Annotated in this window: 16 protein-coding genes and 2 pseudogenes; 6 read left to right on the top strand and 12 right to left on the bottom strand. The window is 65.6% G+C overall.

Annotation, left to right across the window (positions count from 1 at the left end):
- Positions 1 to 26: 26 nt before the first annotated feature.
- From NEF64_RS12465 to NEF64_RS12430, 8 genes are all read right to left on the bottom strand, one after another.
- Positions 27 to 2,138 carry an ATP-binding cassette domain-containing protein gene (locus NEF64_RS12465; protein WP_252573802.1) on the bottom strand — a complete coding sequence of 704 codons (2,112 nt, stop codon included), beginning with the start codon at positions 2,136 to 2,138 and terminating at the stop codon, positions 27 to 29.
- Positions 2,135 to 4,741 (bottom strand): cysteine peptidase family C39 domain-containing protein, encoded by a 2,607-nt coding sequence (locus tag NEF64_RS12460; protein ID WP_252573800.1) that lies wholly within the window; start codon positions 4,739 to 4,741, stop codon positions 2,135 to 2,137. Before NEF64_RS12460 ends, NEF64_RS12465 begins: the two co-directional genes overlap by 4 nt.
- Entirely contained in the window at positions 4,738 to 5,886 is a 1,149-nt protein-coding gene (locus tag NEF64_RS12455) for an HlyD family secretion protein (protein WP_252573798.1), read from the bottom strand. The genes NEF64_RS12460 and NEF64_RS12455 overlap by 4 nt, the downstream gene beginning before the upstream one ends.
- Before the next feature lie 7 nt (positions 5,887 to 5,893).
- Entirely contained in the window at positions 5,894 to 7,333 is a 1,440-nt protein-coding gene (locus NEF64_RS12450) for an efflux transporter outer membrane subunit (RefSeq protein WP_056407546.1), read from the bottom strand.
- Between the two features lie 311 nt (positions 7,334 to 7,644).
- Positions 7,645 to 8,271, bottom strand: coding sequence for a TorF family putative porin (locus NEF64_RS12445; RefSeq protein ID WP_252574948.1), 627 nt, complete (start codon positions 8,269 to 8,271; stop codon positions 7,645 to 7,647).
- A gap of 67 nt (positions 8,272 to 8,338) precedes the next feature.
- Positions 8,339 to 9,583 (bottom strand): S8 family peptidase, encoded by a 1,245-nt coding sequence (locus NEF64_RS12440; RefSeq protein WP_056407550.1) that lies wholly within the window; start codon positions 9,581 to 9,583, stop codon positions 8,339 to 8,341.
- Positions 9,580 to 10,251 carry a zf-HC2 domain-containing protein gene (locus NEF64_RS12435; protein WP_252573796.1) on the bottom strand — a complete coding sequence of 224 codons (672 nt, stop codon included), beginning with the start codon at positions 10,249 to 10,251 and terminating at the stop codon, positions 9,580 to 9,582. The genes NEF64_RS12440 and NEF64_RS12435 overlap by 4 nt, the downstream gene beginning before the upstream one ends.
- A 9-nt stretch (positions 10,252 to 10,260) precedes the next feature.
- A complete protein-coding gene (locus tag NEF64_RS12430) occupies positions 10,261 to 10,851 on the bottom strand; it encodes an RNA polymerase sigma factor (protein ID WP_235516432.1) in 591 nt (196 codons plus the stop codon).
- 388 nt (positions 10,852 to 11,239) lie between these two features.
- Here NEF64_RS12430 and NEF64_RS12425 point away from each other — a divergent pair.
- The 3 genes and pseudogenes from NEF64_RS12425 to NEF64_RS12415 form a co-directional block, all read left to right on the top strand.
- Positions 11,240 to 11,731, top strand: a pseudogene (locus NEF64_RS12425) (transposase); the annotation flags it as partial.
- A 174-nt stretch (positions 11,732 to 11,905) separates the two neighbouring features.
- Positions 11,906 to 12,127 (top strand): transposase, encoded by a 222-nt coding sequence (locus NEF64_RS12420; RefSeq protein ID WP_159043665.1) that lies wholly within the window; start codon positions 11,906 to 11,908, stop codon positions 12,125 to 12,127.
- On the top strand, positions 12,127 to 12,441 hold the full coding sequence (locus NEF64_RS12415; protein WP_156360398.1) for an IS3 family transposase: 315 nt from the start codon (positions 12,127 to 12,129) through the stop codon (positions 12,439 to 12,441). Before NEF64_RS12420 ends, NEF64_RS12415 begins: the two co-directional genes overlap by 1 nt.
- Here the strand turns inward: NEF64_RS12415 and NEF64_RS12410 are convergent.
- A pseudogene (locus NEF64_RS12410) lies at positions 12,423 to 12,593 on the bottom strand (IS3 family transposase); the annotation flags it as partial. The gene NEF64_RS12415 and the pseudogene NEF64_RS12410 overlap by 19 nt on opposite strands.
- 76 nt (positions 12,594 to 12,669) lie before the next feature.
- On the opposite strand from NEF64_RS12410, the gene NEF64_RS12405 reads away from it, so the two are divergent.
- Together NEF64_RS12405 and NEF64_RS12400 are read left to right on the top strand one after the other, a co-directional pair.
- Positions 12,670 to 14,382 carry a methyl-accepting chemotaxis protein gene (locus NEF64_RS12405; protein WP_056407557.1) on the top strand — a complete coding sequence of 571 codons (1,713 nt, stop codon included), beginning with the start codon at positions 12,670 to 12,672 and terminating at the stop codon, positions 14,380 to 14,382.
- Positions 14,383 to 15,214: 832 nt separating this feature from the next.
- Positions 15,215 to 17,965, top strand: a complete 2,751-nt coding sequence (locus NEF64_RS12400; protein ID WP_252573794.1) for a TonB-dependent receptor — start codon at positions 15,215 to 15,217, stop codon at positions 17,963 to 17,965.
- A 150-nt stretch (positions 17,966 to 18,115) separates the two neighbouring features.
- On the opposite strand, the gene NEF64_RS19375 is transcribed toward NEF64_RS12400, so the two are convergent.
- Positions 18,116 to 18,349, bottom strand: coding sequence for an SDR family oxidoreductase (locus NEF64_RS19375; protein WP_200912197.1), 234 nt, complete (start codon positions 18,347 to 18,349; stop codon positions 18,116 to 18,118).
- Between the two features lie 67 nt (positions 18,350 to 18,416).
- Positions 18,417 to 18,731: a putative quinol monooxygenase gene (locus tag NEF64_RS12395; protein WP_252573792.1), complete on the bottom strand. Its 315-nt coding sequence runs from the start codon at positions 18,729 to 18,731 to the stop codon at positions 18,417 to 18,419.
- Positions 18,732 to 18,852: 121 nt separating this feature from the next.
- On the opposite strand from NEF64_RS12395, the gene NEF64_RS12390 reads away from it, so the two are divergent.
- Complete coding sequence (locus NEF64_RS12390; RefSeq protein ID WP_056407563.1) at positions 18,853 to 19,209, top strand: winged helix-turn-helix transcriptional regulator; 357 nt, start codon at positions 18,853 to 18,855, stop codon at positions 19,207 to 19,209.
- A gap of 228 nt (positions 19,210 to 19,437) precedes the next feature.
- Here the strand turns inward: NEF64_RS12390 and NEF64_RS12385 are convergent, their stop codons facing one another.
- Positions 19,438 to 19,818, bottom strand: a complete 381-nt coding sequence (locus tag NEF64_RS12385) for a hypothetical protein (RefSeq protein WP_056407565.1) — start codon at positions 19,816 to 19,818, stop codon at positions 19,438 to 19,440.
- Between the last annotated feature and the right edge of the window lie 462 nt (positions 19,819 to 20,280).

The raw sequence follows: 20,280 nt of genomic DNA, 5'->3' as shown, positions 1-20,280 counted from the left end.
ACGCTGACACAGTTGAATATGCGCGTTCATCGATGCGTGATGACGACCAGGGCCTGCGACCGGCTGATCGCCGCGGCCAGGCATTGACCAAGACGCTGTGGATCCAGCGACGCGAAGCTCTCGTCGAGGATCGTGAGCGATGCGCGCTGCAGCAACGCACGCGCGAGGAAGATGCGGCTCCGCTCGCCATGCGACAACTGCCAGCCGGTCTCGCCCACCTGTTGCTCGATCCCGCCTGGCATCCGCGACAGCAGATCCCCCAGACCAAGCTCCTCGCATAACTCTGTCGCATCGGCGAGATCGGCGGACGTGGGCGGCCAGCTGCGCGCCATCAGCAGGTTGAAGGCGAGCGATCCTGACAGGATGTGGTTGTCGTGAAACTGCGGAGCGGCGGCGGCCAGACGGTGCCAGGCGTCGCCCCGCGTCGCCTTGTCGAGCCCGTCGAGCAGCAGCAGGCCCGATGTCGGCGTCTCCAGTCCGGTCAGCAATGCTGCCAGCGTGGACTTTCCGCCGCCCGATGCGCCGTCGAGCAGGATCTTCTCACCGTGCCTGATCGTCAGGTTCGCGCGATCGACGACTCGGCGATCGGCACCGGGATAGCGAAACATAAGTCCCTCGGCCTCGATCACCGGCCGGTCCTCGTCCGCAATCCCGTCGGTTCGCCGGGTCACGGTGACCGCCCCGCCGCGCGACGCGGCAAAGAGATCGCGCACCCGCGACCAAGCGATCGCGGCGCGTGCAAGTCCAGCCGAACCGCCAGCGATCCCGCCGAAAGCGCGCTGGCCGAAAAGCAGCCCGCCCAGACTTATCGCCAGCGTCACGGGCGACGGCACCGGCTGTCCCGCGAAGGCCGGGACGAGGGCGGCGATGCCCGTCAGCAGCCAGATCGATGGCAGCGCGGTGACGCCGACAATGCTCGCGCCATCCATCGCCGCCGATGTCGTGAGATAGCGCTGCACCACCGCGTCGTCCTGCGCGTCCCGGCGCGCAGCGCGGTCCTGGGCCAACCGGGTCCGATGTCCGACCATCGCCTCGATAAGCGCGTTGGTCATGTCCAGACGTTCCCCCGACCACTGGCGCATCCGCACGAAATACCGCCAGCCAAGCAACCCGGTCAGCACAACCCAGCCGACCAGTAGGGTCAGATGCGCAGCCGGCGCTGCGCCATGGGCGAGGACCCATGCAGTGAAGACGAGTTCGATCCCCGCGAGCAGCACCCCGATACCGCCGTTGAAGGTGAGCGCTTCGAGCGCCTGCGCCTCGATCACGCGACCGATCATCTGGCCGACACCGCTGCGCTTGATCGCGTCGGGTCGCAACGCGAGCGCGCCGGCGAGCAGCCGCGCCTTCATGATCCGTCCGAGGTCGACCGCGAGGCTCGCCTCGCACCACGCGCTCGCGGTCTGCGCAACGACGGCGGTGAGCAGGATCACCATCCAGCCGAGCAGCCAGCCGGAATCGACCTTGCCCGCCAGAACGCCTTCGCCGATCACCTTCCACCCTGCGATTTCCAGCACGTAGAGTGCGACGAATGCCGCAACGATCAGCGCGAGCGTACGCAGACCGCCGTCCAGCCGCATCTGCCGCCAGACCGGCGCGGAGGCAGGCGCACGGAGCAGGCTGATCCCGCCGATCCGTTCGGCCTGCAGCCGTTCGTGGAGCAGCGCGGCCGCGGCGCGCGGACGACGGCGTGGCTGGATCATCGCGCGATCGAGCAGTTCATCGACCGCCGCGCGGTGTTCTGCCGCGACCGGCTCGACGAGGCGATCGCGCAGCGCAGCGATCGGTACGCGGCGACGGTGCGCATGCCGATCGAGCAGCAGCACGCCGCCGCGTCGCCGGTCGGCAAGCGCGAAGAAGCCCGGGCCCTCCGCCGTGTCATCCAGCAGGATCGCGGGCCCGCCGCTTGCCAGCACGGCGTCGATCGCGGCGGCCGGTGTCTCGACGTCGACCGCCTCGACTCCCAGCCGCGCCGCCGCCCATTCGGTCCACCTTGGCACGTCCTCGAGCGCGAAGGCGGCGGGAACGACCAGCGGATCGGTCGGCGGGTCGCGGATCAGTCCGGCATCCAGCGCCAGCGCCTCGATCGCCTCGCCGAGCCGGGCAAGCGGCCACCAATTGGGGGTGAGATCGGTCATGATGCGCGTTCCACGACCAGGCCATCGACCATCGTCAGTTGCCGCCACGCCGTGCCCTCACGCAGCGCATCCTGCACCGCTGCTTCCGCGTCGAGCAGATCGCGGTAGCGCGACGGGGCCGCGGCGAGCACCGCCGGCGCGCCGTCCTCGACCAGCCGGCCGTCCTCGATCACGAGGACTCGATCGAACGCCCGCGTTTCCGCGAGATCATGGGTGACGCACAGCAGCGTCGTCTCGCGCCACCACACGCGTGCTTCGGCGAGCAGCGTCTCGCGCTGACCACGATCGAGCCCGCGAAATGGCTCGTCGAGCAGCACCAGCCTGGGATCGTCGACCATCAGCGCCCGCCCGAACCGGACGCGCTGTCCCTCGCCGCCCGACAACAGTCCGCCGCCCTCGCCGAGTATCGTCTGCAGTCCTTCGGGCAGCACGCGCGCGATCCCGCGCAGCCGCGCCGCCGCCATCACGGGCCCGACCTGACCGATCGCGTCGTCGGTCGCGGCGTAGAGCAGGTTGTCGAGCAGCGAGCAGTTCCACAGCTGGATCGCCGGATCGACCCAGGCCGTCGTCGCGCGCAACGCCACCGCGCAGAGCGGTGCCCCATCGATCGTGACAGTTCCTGCCGCGGGCACATGCCAGCCGAGCAGGACGCCCAGCAGCGTCGACTTGCCCGCCCCCGAGGTGCCGACGATCGCGACATGCTCGCCTGGCGCGATCCGGACGCTGAGCTTGGTCAGGATCGGATGCCCGCCCGCGACGACATCGACCGCGTCGAACGCGATCGCGGCGGGACCTTCGGCGGTCGGTGCTGGGCCGGCGATCGGCTCTTCCCGGGCATCGAGCGGCTCGACAAGGCGGAGCAGGACGTTGCGCTGGCCCGGGTAGCTTTGCGCGAGCCCGGCAAGCCGCGATCCCAGGCCCGGAAGCTTCAGCGCCCAGAACACCAGCAACAGGTCCGCACCGCCGACACCGCGCCCGCGCGACAGATGGCTCGCGACCAGCGCCGCCGCCGCCATGGTGCCGATCAAAGCCTGTGCGCCGTCCGCCGTTACTGCGGTGCGCGCGAGCCTGCGCATCGCATGCGCCCATTCGACCAGCAGTCCCTCGTGCTGGCGCGCCACCGTGCGCTGCGCGCCGTGCGCGCGGATCGGAGCGAGGCCGAGGATCGCGTCGAGATAAAAGCCATGGAGCGCGCCTGCGTGATTGCGGACACGCAGGTCGCGTTCGTTGAGCACCGGCTGGATCGCGAGCGGCATCGCGATCGTCAGCAGCGCGACGCCAATTGCGGCAAGGCCGCTGTCCGGGGCGATCAGCGCAATCGCAAGCGCGGTCAGGGCAAGTTCGAACACGGTCTCGACGAAGCGCAGACCGATGCCGGGAACACTGCGGATCCCGTGAATATTGTGGCTCCGGTCCGCCATGTCGCTGATCGGGCGGCTTTGGAAATAGCGATCGGCCAGCCGCGGCAGCTTTGCGAGTAGCGCTATCCGCAGCCGAACTTCCAGCGCCCGTCCCATCCGCAGCGCCGCCGATCCCGTCGCCAGTTCGATCGTGAGCAGCACCGCGATGAACACGAGCAGCGCGATTCCAGCGGTCAGCCGGTCCAGCCCCATCGGCAGCCGCTGCGCGACGTCGATCAGTCCGCGGAACAACAGCGCCTCGAGCATCAGCGCGCCCGCCGCGAGCGCCGTGGCGAACATCAGTGCTACCGGCGCGACCAGGCCGTCGGCCCGCAGCATCGCAACCAGGGTCCGGAGCGGCGTGGCGGGCGGCTCGGCGAGCGCGGCGGCGAGTTCGGGCGGAAGATCGGCGGCGGGCGCGGCGGCGGTATGCCTGCCGGCGATGGTCATCAGCACCGCCCCGCGCACCACCGCGTCGTCCCCGGCGGGGACCGCGCTCCAATAGGTTTCGGGGATCGCCGTGAACGGATCGGCCGCAGCGCGATCGGCGAGCGCCCCGATCAGTCGCGCGGCGTCCGATCCGGGCGGCAGCGCGCGCGCGTCGACCAGCGCCGTCACCAGCCGTATCGCTGCATCGAGCGCGGCGGCGTGCTGCCAGTCCGCAGCGGTGACGGTAGCGAGCAGCCGATCCGCCGGTCCGCCCGCGACGCCGATCGCGACAAGGCGTTCGCGCCACGCCGTCGCTGCCTCCGCCGAGCGTGCCCATCCGTGCCAGGCCGCCGCGGGGACGCGCGTGCCATGCCGGTAGATCGCGGCGCGGAACGTCGCCTCGCGCAGCCAGCGCCGCCCGATTGCCGGGTCCATGACCTGCACCCAGCCGCGAACGCGCCGCCACAGCACGACGAAATGCGTCGCCTCATCAGCATGGCGAACCACGACGATCGCGGGCAGCGTTGTGCTGGCGAGCATCACATGGTCGTCGGGAACCAGCACCTGCTCCGCCGCCAGGCCGAGATGATTGGCGACGGCTTCGATCGTGTCGATCGACGTGCCGTCGACGCTGGTCTGGCACGCCTCGCGCAGCCGCCCGTAGCTGACCGGGATGCCGTGCCCCTCGAGCAGGCACTTGAGTGCCGCCGGGCCGCAATCCATGCTCGATGTCTGGACGACTTCGGGGGCGAGCCATCGCCGCGGACCGCTCATCGCAGCGCCCCGCCTGCGGTCCGCATCAGCAACCGCGCGGGCGAGACATGCTCGACCGCGACCTCGACCGACCCTGCAAGCCCGTGCCCCAGCGCGACGCCGCGGATGGCGCCGCGTGCCGCGGACAGCTCGACCCGCATCCGACCGTCGCGCAACTCGCCCGCAACACGCTCGACCCGTGCCGGCACGACGCCATATTCGGTCCAGGGATACCCCGCGAGGCGAAGCCTCGCGCGCTGACCTGGACGGATCCGGCCCAGTCCGTTTGCCGGATCGAACGCCGCGACAACGATCAGGTCGCCGGCCGGGAGGATCGTCGCAAGCCGCTGACCTGCCACAACGATCGCGCCTGGGGCGACCGCCTGGACATCCGCGACGACCCCCGACACCGGCGCGCGAACCACGCGACCGGCAATCTCGATACGCAGTTGCGTGGCCAGCGCCGCGGTCGATGCCTGGTCGTCGGCCAGGGCGAGGCGCATGCGTTCGAGCTCCTCGCGGCGCGCGCTGTTCCGGCCGCCGCGGGACTGTGCCTCGGTTGCGATGCGGCGTGCGTCCTCGGCGAGCGCATCGCGCGCAGCAGCGGCACGGCGTGCATCGGCGCGGGCGCGGATGGCGTCGGCCTGCGACACGCCACCCGCCTCGCTATCCTCGACGTGACGTCGCGCGATATCCGCGGCAAGACGCGAAGCTGCATCGGCTTCGGTCGCGCGCGCGCGCGCCGCACGCGTTGCCGCCGCCGCGCTCGATCGATCCGCGCTGTCGGCATCCCCAAGCAGCGCCATCTCACGGTCGAGCGACGCCAGACGTCGCGGATAGTCGCGCATTCGCCGCTCCGCCTCTGAGAGCCGGAGCCGCTGGGGTTCGGCATCGAGCGAGACCAGCACGTCCCCGGCCGTCACGCGGCGCCCGATCGAGAGCCGCGTCGCGATCATCCGCCCCGATTGCGCGGGCGACACGGCTCGCGGGGCAATGCCGACCTCGAGCCGCGCACTGGTCGACACCTCGTACAGCGTCACCGACGCCAGCGTGAACCACAGCAGCCAGATCGCGAGCAGGGCCGCTGCGACGGCAAGCGCGAGCAGTGCGAGGCGCGGCGTCTCGCGAGCCAGCGCGTTATGCGTCCGGGCGAATGGCGTGGCCATGCCGCGATCACTGCCCCGCCGGAGTGAGGGTGGATGGCGGCGAAGACGTCGTCCGCCATCCACCGCCGAGCGCGCGGACAAGGCCGACGGTGGCGATCGCCCGCGCATGATGAAGCCGGACCAGCCGAGTTTGCGCGCCAAGATCCGTGCGTGCTGTGTCGAGCGACTCGAGCAGGCTGATCGAGCCGCGGGCGAGGCGTCTGGCAGCCAGCTGCTCGCCGCGAAGGCTCGCATCTGCCGCTTCGCGCGCCACCGCCTCCTCCGCCGCAAGCAGTCGAGTGGCTGCGAGCTGGTCCTCCACATCACGAAACGCGCGCAGGATGGTGTCGCGCTGCTGAGCCTGGGCCAACTCCTCCTCGGCCGCCGCCCTGCGGACGCGCGCGGCGGTACGGCCGCCGTCGAAGATCGGCAGCGAAAGGATCAGGTTGAAGCCGAACGTCTGCGCGGTCTGGGACAGGAGCTCGCCGAGCGTCGGCGAGGCCTGCCCGCCATTGCCCGTGAGCGCAAAGCCCGGAAACCACGCGGTCTTCGCGGCCCGATGCCGCAACCGCGCCGCCTCCACCGCATCCGCGACCGCCGCGACGTCCGGCCGTCGCAGCAGCATCTCGCTCGGCAGTCCGGCCGGGATCGTGGGAACCGTGAGGAGTTCCGGTGCGGCGTGACGGTCGGGGATTGCTGCGGCACCGACCAGCAGTGCCAGTGCATGCCGGGTCAGTGCGCGGTCGCGGTCGCGCGCGAGCAGGTCGGCGCGCAGCATGGCAAGTTCCACCTGTCGCCGATTGACGTCGCGCGCCGCGGCATTGCCGCGCGCGGCCTGCGCCGCAACGATCGCCAGCGCCCGCGCCGCCCGGTCGATCGCGCTGGCCAGGACGTCGCGCTCGCCATCGAGCGCGCGCAACGCGAAATAGGTCTGCGCAATCTCCGCCTGCACCGCGAGCCGCGCACCGGCCAATGTCGCTTCTGCGGCGCGCGCATCCAGCCGCGCCGCGCGCGCGGCGTTGCCAAGGCCGCCAAATAGGTCGGGCTCCCACGCCGCACGGAGGCCAAGCTCAAACAGACGGCCGTTTTCGCCGCTGGCGGTGGCAAGATTGCCTGACTGGTCGGTGACGCCGGCGATCGCGGAAACCCGCGGCAGACGTTCGGCGGACGCCGTGCGGACGGCGGCCCGTGCGATCGAAAGCCGCGCCGCGATGATCGCGATGTCCGCGTTATCGATATTGCCCCGCGTGACAAGCGCGTCGAGCTCTGGCGAGCCGAAGATCGTCCACCAGTCCGTGCGCCAGGGCAGCGGGCTCGCGACGCGCTGTGCCTCGGCATAGGTCGGGGGCACGTCCGTTGCGTCAGCGGCCGCCGCGATGCCGAGCACGCTGGCGACGAGAAGGGGGATTGCGTACCGGACGCGGAGATGGCCGGAACAAGTCCGGCCATCTCGTCTGGAAACGATCATCTGAGATCGCAACCGCAGCGGGTCAGGCGTGCGGCTTGGGATCGTCCCTGCCACGACCGCGACGGATGTGGCCGGCGGGATCATCGGCGCCGCGTTTGCCGGCGTGTAGATCGGTCTGGATCTTCATGCTTCTTCTCCTGACATGCCGCGCAGCAAGACTCCGCGGCGGGTTTCGGTGTGTCGGATCCTGTCGAAATTGGGCGTTCTTGCGTCGCTCGAAGGTTGTTCCGACCGCATCCCATCACCGCTGCAGGCGGTGACATGCGTTAGTGTCGCGCGCGCAAAAAACGGTTCAAACCATTGGAACTTTTTTAGAAACTGCGTCGCGCACCAAGGATGAGACCGCTCTGCCAGCGTCCGCTGTCATGGTTTGGGCCATTGCCTGCCCATTGCACGGTGATGGCGAGTCTATCGAACCGGCGCGCGACACCCAGTCGCCAGTCGAGCTCGATGAATCGCGGCCTGCCGGGATCGCGTGGTGGCGTCAGGACCCCGCCATGGCCCGCCAGGGACCAGGGGCCGTGCTCGACCAGCGTCGCGTTGACGTCCACATAGGCCGCTTCGCCGCCGCGGCCGTCATAATCGGGCGTCAGGTAGAGATGCGACTGCACGCGCCGCCCGATCAGTCCGACATAGGCTTCGGTCAAATGGCGTGCATAGTCGCCGGTAAAGAACCGGCTATAGACCCGATTGGTGATGCCGATGTCGAAGGTCAGCGCGCCGCTGAGACGTCTGGCGTAACCGACATACTGTACCGAACGGTGCGGCCGGACGCCGCTGTCTCGCGTCGCAACGACCGTCGCCGAAATACCGGCATAAAGCCCACGGACATCGTCATAGGCCAGCGTCGCGGTGCCGATCGGTCGATCGCCGCTGACCGTCTGTCCGCGAAAGCGGTCATCCGATGCGACGGAAATCTCGAACCCGGTTTGCGCCATCGCAGGCACGGGGACGAGGCCGATCGAGCATATTGCAAGACCGTGCAGACCGCGCGCGCGCCGCCGCCTAATTCGGCACGGAACAGCGCGCGCTGCCGGACCGCGCCAAATGTTGGAGCGTGTCGCACGCATCAATGACGCCGCCGCCGCTGCGCGCGGACACAAAAGACTGGCCCGTCTTGCCGGGGCGCAATTCCTGCATGAGCGCCATCAGCCCGCTGACATGTGCTGCCGCATAGGAATTTCCACTGACCAGATACCATCGACCGCCCGGCTCCGTGGTCGGCACGTCCCGCCCGGGGGCAATGTAAACCCCGGTTCGCGTTCCCGCCACTCCATCGTCTGCGACCGCGACAACGCCGGGCAGCGCCGCCGGGAAGCCCGAGCCCGTCTCCGGATCGACCGCCGCGACGAACGCGACGCCGCGCGCGATGCCGACCTGGACGAGCCGGGCGAGCAGCTGATCGAACGGCCCTGTCAGGCTGAGATTGACGACGCGCGCCTTGCGCTCGATCGCGAAGGTCAGCGCCTTGGCGAGGCTCAGCGTGTCGCAGATCGTTCCTGCGGTGCCGCCGGGTTGCCAGCATGCGCGCAGCCCCATGAGGCGCGCACCAGGCGCAATCCCTGCAATCCCGACCGCGTTGTTCGCCCGCGCGCCGATGATTCCTGCGACGCCGGTCCCATGGGTTTCCGCCCCCACGGTCGCGGCATCGGCAACAAAATCGCGATTGATCATCAATTGCCCGCGAAGATCGGGGTGGCCGGCATCGATCCCGCTGTCGATGATCGCCACCGTGATGCCGTTGCCGGTCGCCATCCGGTGAAGCGCCGCGAGCTGCCAGCCGCGCGTCGCGGGCTGGGCACGGAACAGGCGATCATTGTAAAAGGCCGGCGCCTGGCCCTGCGTCGCGTAGCGGTGCAGCGGCTGTGACCAGGCGACGCCTGACAGGTGCGAAATCCGCTCGGCGGTTCCCTCGAGTGATCGGCCTTCGGGGACGATCATCACCATGCAGTCGATCCCAAGGATCGGCATCGGCCAGCCGGTCTCCAGCCGCAACCCTTCCTTGCGCGCGATCCGCGCCGCCAGCCGGCGTCGCGCCTGTGCGCTCGTCGGATCACCGTAGCCGCCGCCATAGTCGGTGCCCGGGCGATAGTGCTCCGGGGCGAGCCTGAGCATCACCAGGATGCGGCGATCCGCCATCGCGTCGGGGCTCGGCGATGGTGCGGCCGCCGCGCCTGCCGGGCGTTGCGCGGTCGCCATCGACGGGGTGGCCGTGATCGCGAGCGCGAGGAGCAAAAGCGCGCGATTCATTTCGCGGGCGCCTGTTCGATCGGTTCCGCCATCGTCACGTCCGCGTCGCGCCGCAGCCGTGCAAGCGCCGCGCCGCCCGCGCCGCCCGGTACTGCGAGGACATAGGCGCCGGACGCGGTCGGCCCGTCGACCAGTCTCGCGCCGCTTGCCTGGAGCGCCCGACGGAACGCCGCCTCGCTCGCCTCGGGCCGAAACATCGCCAGCACATTGCCGCTGCGTGTTGCACCCGCGTCGCCCAGCACATGATACGCGCCCGGCCGCCCATCGGATCGCTGCGTCAGCGTCTGCGCGCCGAGCGCGAGTACGGCGACGAATTGCGCTGCGACCACCCAGCGTAGCGTCCGGGGGCGCATGACGGCGCGACGTACTGTGCGCAACGGATCGCGTATGCGGTGTCGCGGCGCGGCCGTCGCGACCGACACGGTGCTCGTCGCGTCGAGCCGCGCCGCCATCGCCGCCCAGCTATCGCCGGTTTCACCCGTATCCCGCGCGACCGCATCCGCCAGATGCCGCTCCTGCACCAGATCCGCGCGGCACGCGCCGCACTCGGCGAGATGCTCAGCGACGAACGCGGTCTCCACGGCATCCAGCTGCCCGGTGACGTACCAGGGCAGCAGCAGGTGCACCTCGGCATGCCGGTCGGTGGGGAAGGGAAGGATCTGGGTCATTGTCCTGTTCTAGAGCCAGTCCGACAGATCGCCGGGAAGGCTTTGCTTGAGGTGGCGGCGGGCGTGAAACATCCGCGTCTTCACGGTATCGACGGGGCAATCCATGATTTCGGCAATCTCGCGGTAGCTGAAGTCCTGGTAATAGGTCAGGTTGACGACGGCACGGTGCGACACGGACAAGCCTTCGATGGCTTCGGCCAGCGCCAGCTTCACGCGGACCGCCCGGCTGTTCTCCTCGGGTGTCGCCGCGTCGCTGGCGCGTGCTTCCGAGCGGTCGTCATCGACCGGCTCGTCCAGCTTGCGCAGCGCCGCGAGGCCCTGGCGATAGGCAATTCCGAACATCCACGTCGACAGCCGGCTCTCGCCATTAAAGCCTCCGATCCGGTTCCACACGACCATCATGGTATCGTTCCGCACCTCCTCCACGAGATGCGGGCGGCGTAACAAATTGAGGAGGAAGCGTGACAATCGGGCGTCCCACGCGCGATAGAGCATCTCGAACGCCCGCCGATCGCGCGCACGGATGCGATCGATCAGCGCGGCCTCGCCGATACCGTGTCCGTCCTTGGCGCGCGGCGCCGCAGACCCGACCCCTGTCACTCCGGTCCTCCTGTTCGCCCCTTAGTGTCTGTCCGGCCGGAAATGGTTCAATCGCAACTTCGCATGTTACGATCCAGTCCTGGATGAGCAGTCCTCAGCGGTCACACGGGCTGACGCCCCGTTCACATTTCCAGAATTCAGCGCGAGACGATAAGCCAATTCCGCTCACCCTCGCGAGCATGAACACGCGGCAGAAACGTTGCTCTTCGTGCCGGAACAGGACGGTCCGCGTCCGACCAGAAAGCGGCCGGTTGGCCCCTTACCCGACCGCCTGAACGAAGGTCCACTTGCGACGATAGTCACTCAAAAGCGACCGCACGCTTACCACCGAGGCAGTGTGAAAACGTCTTGTTAGGCTATGCTTGGCTGCGTCATCTGGAGACGTCGGATGGGTCGTTTCATCGAGGGGTGTGACCGCCGGGAGCAGCTTTTTCTGCCGCCCTGCGTGCACGATTAGTTACGGAAGACAGCACCGTGCGCATCGTCGATGTGTTCGTCGACGAACTGGATCTGGCGACGCTGGGGTTTGCCGGCGCCGCTGCGACGGGTCGGCCAGGCTATCATCCGGCGACGTTGCTCAAGCTCTACGTCTACGGCTATCTAAATCAGATTCCGTCGAGCCGACGCCTGGAGCGCGAGGCGGGCCGCAACGTCGAGCTGATGTGGGTGACGGGCAAGCTCGCACCGGATATCAAGACCGTCGCCGACTTTCGACGCGAACATGAGCTGCGATCCAGGCGGCCTGTGTCGGCAGCTCGGCCTCATTGCGGGCGGCACGGTCGCGGTGAACGGGAGCCGCTTTCGCGGGGTGAATGCGCGCGACCGTAATTTCACGCCGGTCACGATCCGGCGCCGGATAGAGCAGGTCGATGCCAGCATCTAACGCTACCTCGGCCTGCTCGACACCGCGGGAAAGCTTCGCGGCTGTCGTCGTTTTTTGGCAAATGCGACGAGGTCTGATCTGCTCCCCAGAATCATGCCCTTGGTAAATTTGCTCGTCAGATGGAGACGAGTGATGCGGCGAGGCCGATTTACCGGGGATTAGATCATTGGCGTGCTGCGCGAGTATAAGGCCGGCGTGAAAACTGCCGAGTTGTGCCGGCAGCACGGGATTAGTGATGCGACGTTCTACAACTGGAAGGCGAAATACGGCGGGATGACCGTGTCGGAGACGGCGCGGTTGCGGGCGCTTGAGGACAAGAACCGCCGGCTGAAGGATCTGCTGGGAAAAAACCGATCCGGTCTGCGGAGCGCTACGCTTCAGTGGAGAAGCTGATGGCTGACCACGGTTTCTCCGAGGGGCGTGCCTGCGGGCTGATCGGGGTCAATCGGTCGGCATGGCATTATGAGCCGCTTCGCGGGCAGGACGATGCTGCCCGCGTCCGGATGCGCGAGATCGCGAACGAGCGTCGTCGGTTCGGCTACCGGCGGCTGGCGATCCTGCTCAGGCGCGAGAGGACAGGCATGAACTTGAAAAAGGTGTATCGGTTGTATCGCGAGGAGCGGGTGACGGTGCGCAAGCGTAGCGGCCGCGAGCGCGCGCTTGTGACGCGACCGCCGGTCGCCTTCATCCCCCGGCACGAGCGATAGCGCATTCTCGTGCGATCCGCTTCGACGACAGCATACGCCCGCCGCTCGCTCATCCTCAGCACCGTCCGGAGATGCGCGACTGCTTGCTGCTTCACGGCAGGCGTCATCGCTTTTTTTGACAACAGGTCTTTCAGACCTGCGTTGTTCAGCATCTGTCACACAGAGTTAAGATGCGCGCCGTAGCGGCCGCCTATGACAAATCGAACGTTAAGACTCTGGTCGCGGAGCATGGTCGCACGGCTGATGGTACCCGTCGCCATCATGCTGGGGCTGGTGTGCCTACTGGGCCTGATCGGGCACGGTACCAGAGAGCGTGTTCAGACGGCGCGCGATGCGGCGAATGCCGGCCAGACCGTTCGGATCAACCTGATCGAGGTGCGGTCGATCAGCCGCTCTTTGCAGCGTGACGCGCTGAACCTGCTGCTCGAACGCGATCCCCGCGCACTTGCGATTATCCATGGGAAATTTGCGAAACGGTCCATCCAGATGCGGACGCAGCTTGCCCAGCTGGTGCGAAACCCCATCGCGGGGTTGAGTGCACGGAGCCCATATATCGCCAGTCAGATTATCGTATTACGTCAGTTGGCGATCATGGCTGACAACGCCACGAGGAATCGCCAGGATCGGGCTTGGACCGTCTTTCGCAATGACGTCCGTCCCAACGAACGGATGGCATCCAAGATCGCCGATACCCTCATCGCGTCCCAGGAAGACGAAGTCGAGCGTCTGTTCCGCAACGCCCATGATCTGGAGCGGCAAGAGGTCGCAATCAGTGTCGCGGCAGGCATCATCCTGTTCGCACTGTCCGCATACGGCACGGTGGTGATCGTCCAACGGACCATTGTCCGCCCGTTGCTGGACATCGAACACGCATTGGCGGTGATCGCCGGCGGGAATGCAGAAGGTCGCACGCCGCATGCAGAACGAACCGATGAGATCGGTCGGATGTCACGCGCGATCGAAGTCTTTCGGGCCTCGGTCGTGGAGCGCGGACGGTTGGAAGCCGATAATGGCCGGCAGCGGTTGGCAGAGGTTCACCGCGAACGTCAGATCGAAGATGCGCGGCGCACGGCACAGACAGCCGAGGCGGAACGTGACCGCATCGTCCGACAGGCCGCAACCACGTTGGAAGGCGAGATAGCGAACGTGCTTGCCGAGCTTCGCGGAGCAGCCGGACAATTGTCCACGACATCGGGCGAACTCGAGGATCATTCGACCGACGCGACCCGCGAGCTTGGTAGTGTCGGCGTAGCCGTCAGGCGAGCGATCGACGGCGCGACGGATATTGCCGCGGCAACGACCCAGTTTATGGGCGCGATCCGTCAGTCCAGCCAGAGTACACGTCTGTCTGCCGATCTCAGCGCAGAGGTTGCGGACTGCGCGGCTCAGCTCGCACAGGATATGACGGACGTCCAGAATGACGCCCGCGCAATTGGTGCAATCGTCGGAGTCATCAGGACCATTGCTGCACGAACCAAGCTCCTCGCGTTGAACGCCGCCATGGAGGCGGCCCGTGTCGGCGAGGCAGGAAAGGGGTTTGCCGTCGTTGCCGACGCCGTGAAATCTCTGGCCGCGCAGACCGCGGAAGCGACGGGTGAGATTGCGGAGCAGATAGCTGGCATGCAACGCGGCACCGGGGCAGCCTATGCCGGCCTGTTGCACATTCGCGCGATGGTCGAGGATATGGCTCGCGGCACCGATGATCTCGCGTCGAGCATTGGCGAACAGGCGCAGAGCGGCCAGGCCATCAGCCGGAACGTGGATGGAACTGCTACAGACCTCGACCTGATCGGGCGTCTGGTGACGCATGTATCCGTCGCGACGCAAAGCACGACGGGGATGGCAGCCAAGGTCCGCATGGACTCACGGTTGGTCGAAAACGGGGCATCGTCAATCGATGCCGCCCTGTTGCGCTTCTTCGAGACGCTGCACGCAACGTGAGGCTACGCGTCGTCGATCCGGAGCATCGCACGGGCGCGGTTCAGCGTAGACCGCTGCCCTCCAACGCGAGGACCGCGGCCCGCATTGCTACGATGCGATCGGCAGCTGTGGGCGAAAGCTCGCCCCAAGAGAATGCCGAACGGTCACGCGCGCCTTCGCGCCACATCCGCGCAGCGACATTGTCCAGGTCCGCTGCGGTCGGGGACCGGCCCGTCGACATGCAATCGACGATTTGATGGGGAACGAGCGAGGTAGCGCTGGACATCGGGAATACCCTCTACTGCAAGCGCTGTCCCTAGCTGCGTTTGATGGCACCAGAATGACAGGCGCGGTGTTTTCAAACACCTAGTGGTATGGAAATGCTTTCCGGAGCCTCGGGCCCTGTCGCGAAAATCACGTCCAGCCATCGGCCGTGCTGATCCGAATATATGCCACAGCCATCGTCGTGACGATCAAGTCATGCCGCATCGTAACATGCACGTCACAAGTTTACCGCATTCAGCCTGGAGCTAGATGCGGTAACTGGGGGCGCGATCTTTTAGATCTTGGCTAATTGCTGGCGTTCGTCATTTTGACAAGCCGATGTAAGCGATAAACTCGGGCGACGCGTACGCTTGCTGCTGCAACGCGACGGCATGAAGAATTGTCTGGTCTGCCCGATCAATAGTCGTCGCGTGCGCTAAAGCCAACGTATCACCGCAGGCGGACTGCCGTTCCATTAAATGAAATCTGTCATGATCTCGAACGGAACACGTTCGGGGCGCGACGTCGCACGTCCAGCGATCACCTCGCGAGGTGTCACTGGCATATCAGCACCGGGGGAAACCGAACAATGATCCGTAGTTTGAAGCATGTCGACCGCATGGCGTCCCTGCTCCTGGGAGCCGCGACCGCAGCACTGTCCGTGGCACCGGCCGCTGCCCAAACCGTAGCGGCGCCCGTCAGTCAGGAGGCCGATACGGGCGACGAGATCCTCGTCTCGGGGTATCGCCGCAGCCTCGAAGAAGCGATCGACATGAAGCGCAACACGATCGGCTTTTCGGACTCGATCATCGCCACCGATATCGCCGACTTCCCCGAGCAGAATCTCTCCGAAGCGCTGCAGCGCGTGCCCGGCGTGACGATCGAACGCGAACGCGGCCTCGGCACGCGCGTCAACGTCCGCGGCCTGCCGAGCGAATTCACCTTCGTGTCCATCAACAAGCTGGCGACCGCCTCGGGCTCGGGCGGCCGCGACGTCGAGTTCGACATCTTCGCGTCCGAACTGATCCAGTCGGTCACCGTGCAGAAGTCGCCGGTGGCGGCGGACGAGGAGGGCGGCATCGCCGGCTCCGTGCTGATCCGAACCGCGCGGCCGTTCGACAACCCCGGGCTTCGCGTGGTCGGCAGCGTTGATGGCGCGTATAATTCGATCTCCGAAAAGATCGATCCCAACTTCTCGTTTCTCGCCAGCAAGACCTTTGGCGACTTCGGCGTGCTGGTTTCGGTCGCCAAGCAGCAGCGCACCAATCGCACCGATTCCAACTCGGGTATCAACTTCCGCCCTATCGCGCGCTGGACCGATCGTACCGGCACCGTCTACCGCAACCAGGCGATCGCCGTGCTGCAGCGCGACGCCGGCATTGCTTTCACCAACGCTGACAAGAACAGAATCGTCTTCCTCGATAAGGTCGGCGACCGCGTCTATCAGAACGATCAGGACCGCCTCGGGCTGTCGGGCTCGGTGCAGTACAAGCCGAGTGACGATTTCAGCCTGGCGTTCGACGCCTTTCTCGGATCATACGACACGACCGAGGACGAATATGACGCTGCCGGCTATTCGGCATCGAGCAATTCGACGCTCGAGACGATCCACGAATTTGATGCCAAGACGCTCGCGGATAGCGGCATCGTCGTGCTGCGCGACGTCTCCTACACCAACACGCAGCATGAATTCCTGAGCAAGGAATATATCAACGAGACCGACTATCGGCAGTTCGGCGGGGAGATGAACTGGACGACGGGCAACTGGAAGATCAATGCACTGGGTGGCTATTCCGGCGCCAGGAAGACGCTCGACTATGCGAATCTGAAGCACGTCGCCTACGCGCCCTCGCGCACGCGCTATACCGAGAATGGCGGCGAAACGATCCCGAGCGGCAATCCGAAGACGATCGACATGTACGATGCGCCGAATTCGTATCTGTTCGAAGCCTATGAGACCACGCGCGAACAGATCAAGGACGACAAATATGCCGCTCAGATCGATCTGAGCTATCAGTTCGAATCGTCGGTGCTCAAGCGCTTCAATTTTGGTGGTCGCTACACCGACAAGACCAACGAGCGTCAATATGGCGAGGAGAAGATCCAGGGCCCGACCCGCGGCAGCACCGCCTATGTCAACACCCGCAAGCTGGGCGACAGCCCGCTTGAGACCGTCACCGACATCGTCGGCGGGAAAAACTACCAGGCACGCGACCTGAGCTGGGCGCAGGTCTCGAACGCCTATGCGCGCGACTTCTTCCGGCCCGACGGGTTCGTCACGCCGTTCAGCGATGCGAACTATTACAAGGTCAAGGAAGAGACGATCGCCGGCTATGCGATGGTCGATTTCGAATTCGACGTGGCCGTGCCGCTGTTCGTCAATCTGGGTGGCCGCTATCTGCGCACCACGATCAATTCGGAAGGGTTCCAGCAGGTCCAGAACCCGAGCGGCTCGATCGGCCTGACCCCCGCGCCGGTGTCAAGCGACGGCAAATATGAGAAGTTCCTGCCCTCGTTCAACGCGCATGCCGAGCTGACCGACAGCCTGTTCCTGCGCGCTGCCGCGTCAAAGACGCTGATCCGCCCGGCGTTGACCGATCTGGCGTACAAGCGGATCGCGAGCATCGGCAATTTCCGGTACACCGACGGCAATCCCGGCCTGAAGCCTACGCTTGCCGATCAGTGGGAAGTCGGCCTCGAGCAATATCTCCCGCGCGGCGGTATTCTGGCGGCGTCCTATTTCTGGAAGAAGATCAAGGGTGTGGTGCAGAGCCAGCTGACCGGTGAGGTAGCCGGCGTGACGGTCTACAACGCCAACGGCACGGTCAACGGCGTCTATGACTTCGACGTCTACCAGCCCGTCAACGCCAAGGGCGCGTACAAGGTCAGCGGCGTCGAGGTGAACGCGGTGATCCCGTTCGGCATGATTGCGGACTGGGCGGACGGCTTCGGCGTCAACGCCAACGCCACCTTCCTCGACAGTTCGCTGACGGGGCAGTCCGACCTCGGCATCGATACCTCGCCGATCGGCCTTGCCGACAAGACCTACAATGCCACGGTCTTCTACGACAAGGGACCGCTGTCGCTGCGCGTCTCGTACAACCGCAAGGGTGCCTATGTGGAGCGGATCGAGCGAAACATGTATCCGGTCTACCGCGATGCCTATGGCCAGTTCGACGTTGCCGCCAGCTACCAGATGACGCGCAACGTCCGTGTCGAGCTGCAGGGCATCAACGTCGGCAATGCGAAGACCACCGGCTACACGATGGATCCGTCCTTTCCGGCGATCTACGAATCTTCGGGCAGTCGTATCAGCCTGGGTATCCGCGGGCAGTTCTGATCCCCGGCAGGCCTCGCCGTGGGGGCGGGGCCTGCCGCGTAATCTCGTTGTGGAGAATTCCCAAGTCTCGCGTGGCACCCTTGCCGCAGTGCTGGCCTCGTCCGTCCAGCCGAGGTCGCGCCGCGGGAAGCCCCCGATTTTTCGCGCACGCTACCAAAGATATGGTGCGTAACGCCCCCAACCGGAGGCCCCGGTGGGCCGTCGCATTCCAGAGCGCGGACGATCGTTCAGTAGGATGAATTCCGGTAAGACCGCCGCGCCCCCGCCATCCACGAAGAGCTCATGGCCCGCGACGAAGCCGCTCTCGCTCGACGCTACGAACAGGAGGGCACTCGCGACCTCTTCAAGCCGCTCCAAGCGCTCGAGTGGTACCCCCTTGATCACATCATCTTCCTCCCGGCCGAGACAACGTTCACGCGGATGCCGCGTTCTTTCCGGTCAGGACGGCATATCAAGCGCCGCTCTGCCCGAAATCGAATAGGCGTCCGCCTGACGGTCGATGATGCCGAGTTTCCCGGCTTCTTCGAATACCGCTTGAAAATCGGGCGTGGATGAGGTGCGCGTTCAACGCCGCCTGATCTCGCCAGGCTTCAATCAGGCGGAACGTGCCGGCGGCACCTACTTCCTCCGTAACGTCGAGAAATACACAGCCGTCCCGCAGCCTGGCTGCGCTCGCCATGCGCGAAGCGATGTCCCGGAACGCCTCCACGTCGCTGAGCTGGATGCGATATGTTGCATAGATCAGGATGGTCGGGGTGTCGGTCATGTCCAAGCTCCATTGTGGCGACGGAAAAGACGATCGATCCCGTCGCGCACGTTTCCGAGATATGGACCGGCACTGGTACTGCGGGTAGAACCTACCTGAAGGTAAGTGTCAAAGAGGCTTGATGAACGTTCCCCGATCTGACCCTGCAAGTGACTGTGGCCTCGATGTCGCGCTGGCCATCATGGGCGGCAAATGGAAGCCGCTGATCCTGTATCATCTCCGGTCGGGTCCGAGGCGGTTCGGCGATCTCAAGCGGGCGGTTGCCGGCATCAGCGAAAAGGTGCTGATCCAGCAATTGCGTGAACTCGCTTCGGCAGGCGTAGTGGTTCGTCACGATTATGGCGAAGTGCCGCCCAAGGTCGATTACACCGTCACGCCGTTCGGCATGACGCTGATCGAGGCTCTGCTGCCCCTGTGCGAGTGGGGCGTAAGGAACCGCACCCGCGCTTCGACCATAATGACTTCGAGGGCGAGCTAGAGAGCCGCTAACTGCGCCTCGTTGCTAAGGCTTTCTCAATATTGTATCTTTTTTGAAGAGGCATCACCGCGATGTCGGCTATTGCCGGCCGCCGTCCGGAAAGCCGCCGTTCCACTTTCCTCCCTCGGCAAACATCAGACTAACGTACAGAAAGGCGAAGCTGCTGATGGCCTGACATGTTTGCGGTCAGGCGCCCGGCGACGATCCTGGCAACTGCCGTTTGAAATGCTATTCTCCTCGCGCGTCCAAGAAGCGCTCATGCCAAATCGCAGCTAAGGTTGCCGTGTGCAGCAGCGCGATGGCCAGGTTGCTCTTTACCACCGGATTGCGCCAACTGACCGCCGGTATGGTCATCAGCTTGTAAATAATCTGCATCGGAAACAAGACGCCGGCGATAGCGATCGACAACGTCGTATTGCCCGAAGCCTCGCCGATCAGCGCGACGGCGCTGGCCATTGCGATGGTCGCGTAAAGGCATGCAAGGATACGTCGTGCAGCACTGTCGGCGCCGTAGCACGTCGTCATCGCGGGCACGTCGCGCGCGATCAACGCTGGAATGACCGTCACAACGATAACATTCACGAGATGAGATAGGGTCAACAAGACCATGGCTTCATCCGATCAGAAGCTGGCGCATGGTGAATATATGCATCCGATGCGTACCGGTCCAGCGAGGGCGCGGCTTATGGACCCGACAACAGACACGCCTGATCGGAATTGATCAACGAGGCGCTAAATCCGTTCTATAAAATATCCTTGCGAGTTAGCTAAGCTGCGACTTCGTTGAGTATCTATAGGCCGATGTCTTTCAATAAAAGATATCCCGGTTTAGCGTCCTTAGTCCGTAAGGTAGTCAGAAAAGTAGAAGGCCTAAAAAGTGACCAATTTTTGCTTTTGCCGCCGTCAGACGAGCTCATTTAAACCGGACATTGCCAACGCAAGAAACGCGAGATAGATTTTAGCCATGTGGACATTGTTCCCTTGAAATATTGCGGCTCTGGGCATCCAGGCTTTCCGCTGCGGGCCTTCCGGGTGCGCTTTGGATTACCGGACCAGTCGGGAAGCTCTCCC

The organism is Sphingomonas aerolata, assembly GCF_023935825.1.
Lineage (GTDB): Bacteria > Pseudomonadota > Alphaproteobacteria > Sphingomonadales > Sphingomonadaceae > Sphingomonas > Sphingomonas aerolata.
The sequence above is the reverse complement of the archived record's forward strand: the minus strand, read 5'-3'. Positions and strand labels throughout refer to the sequence as shown.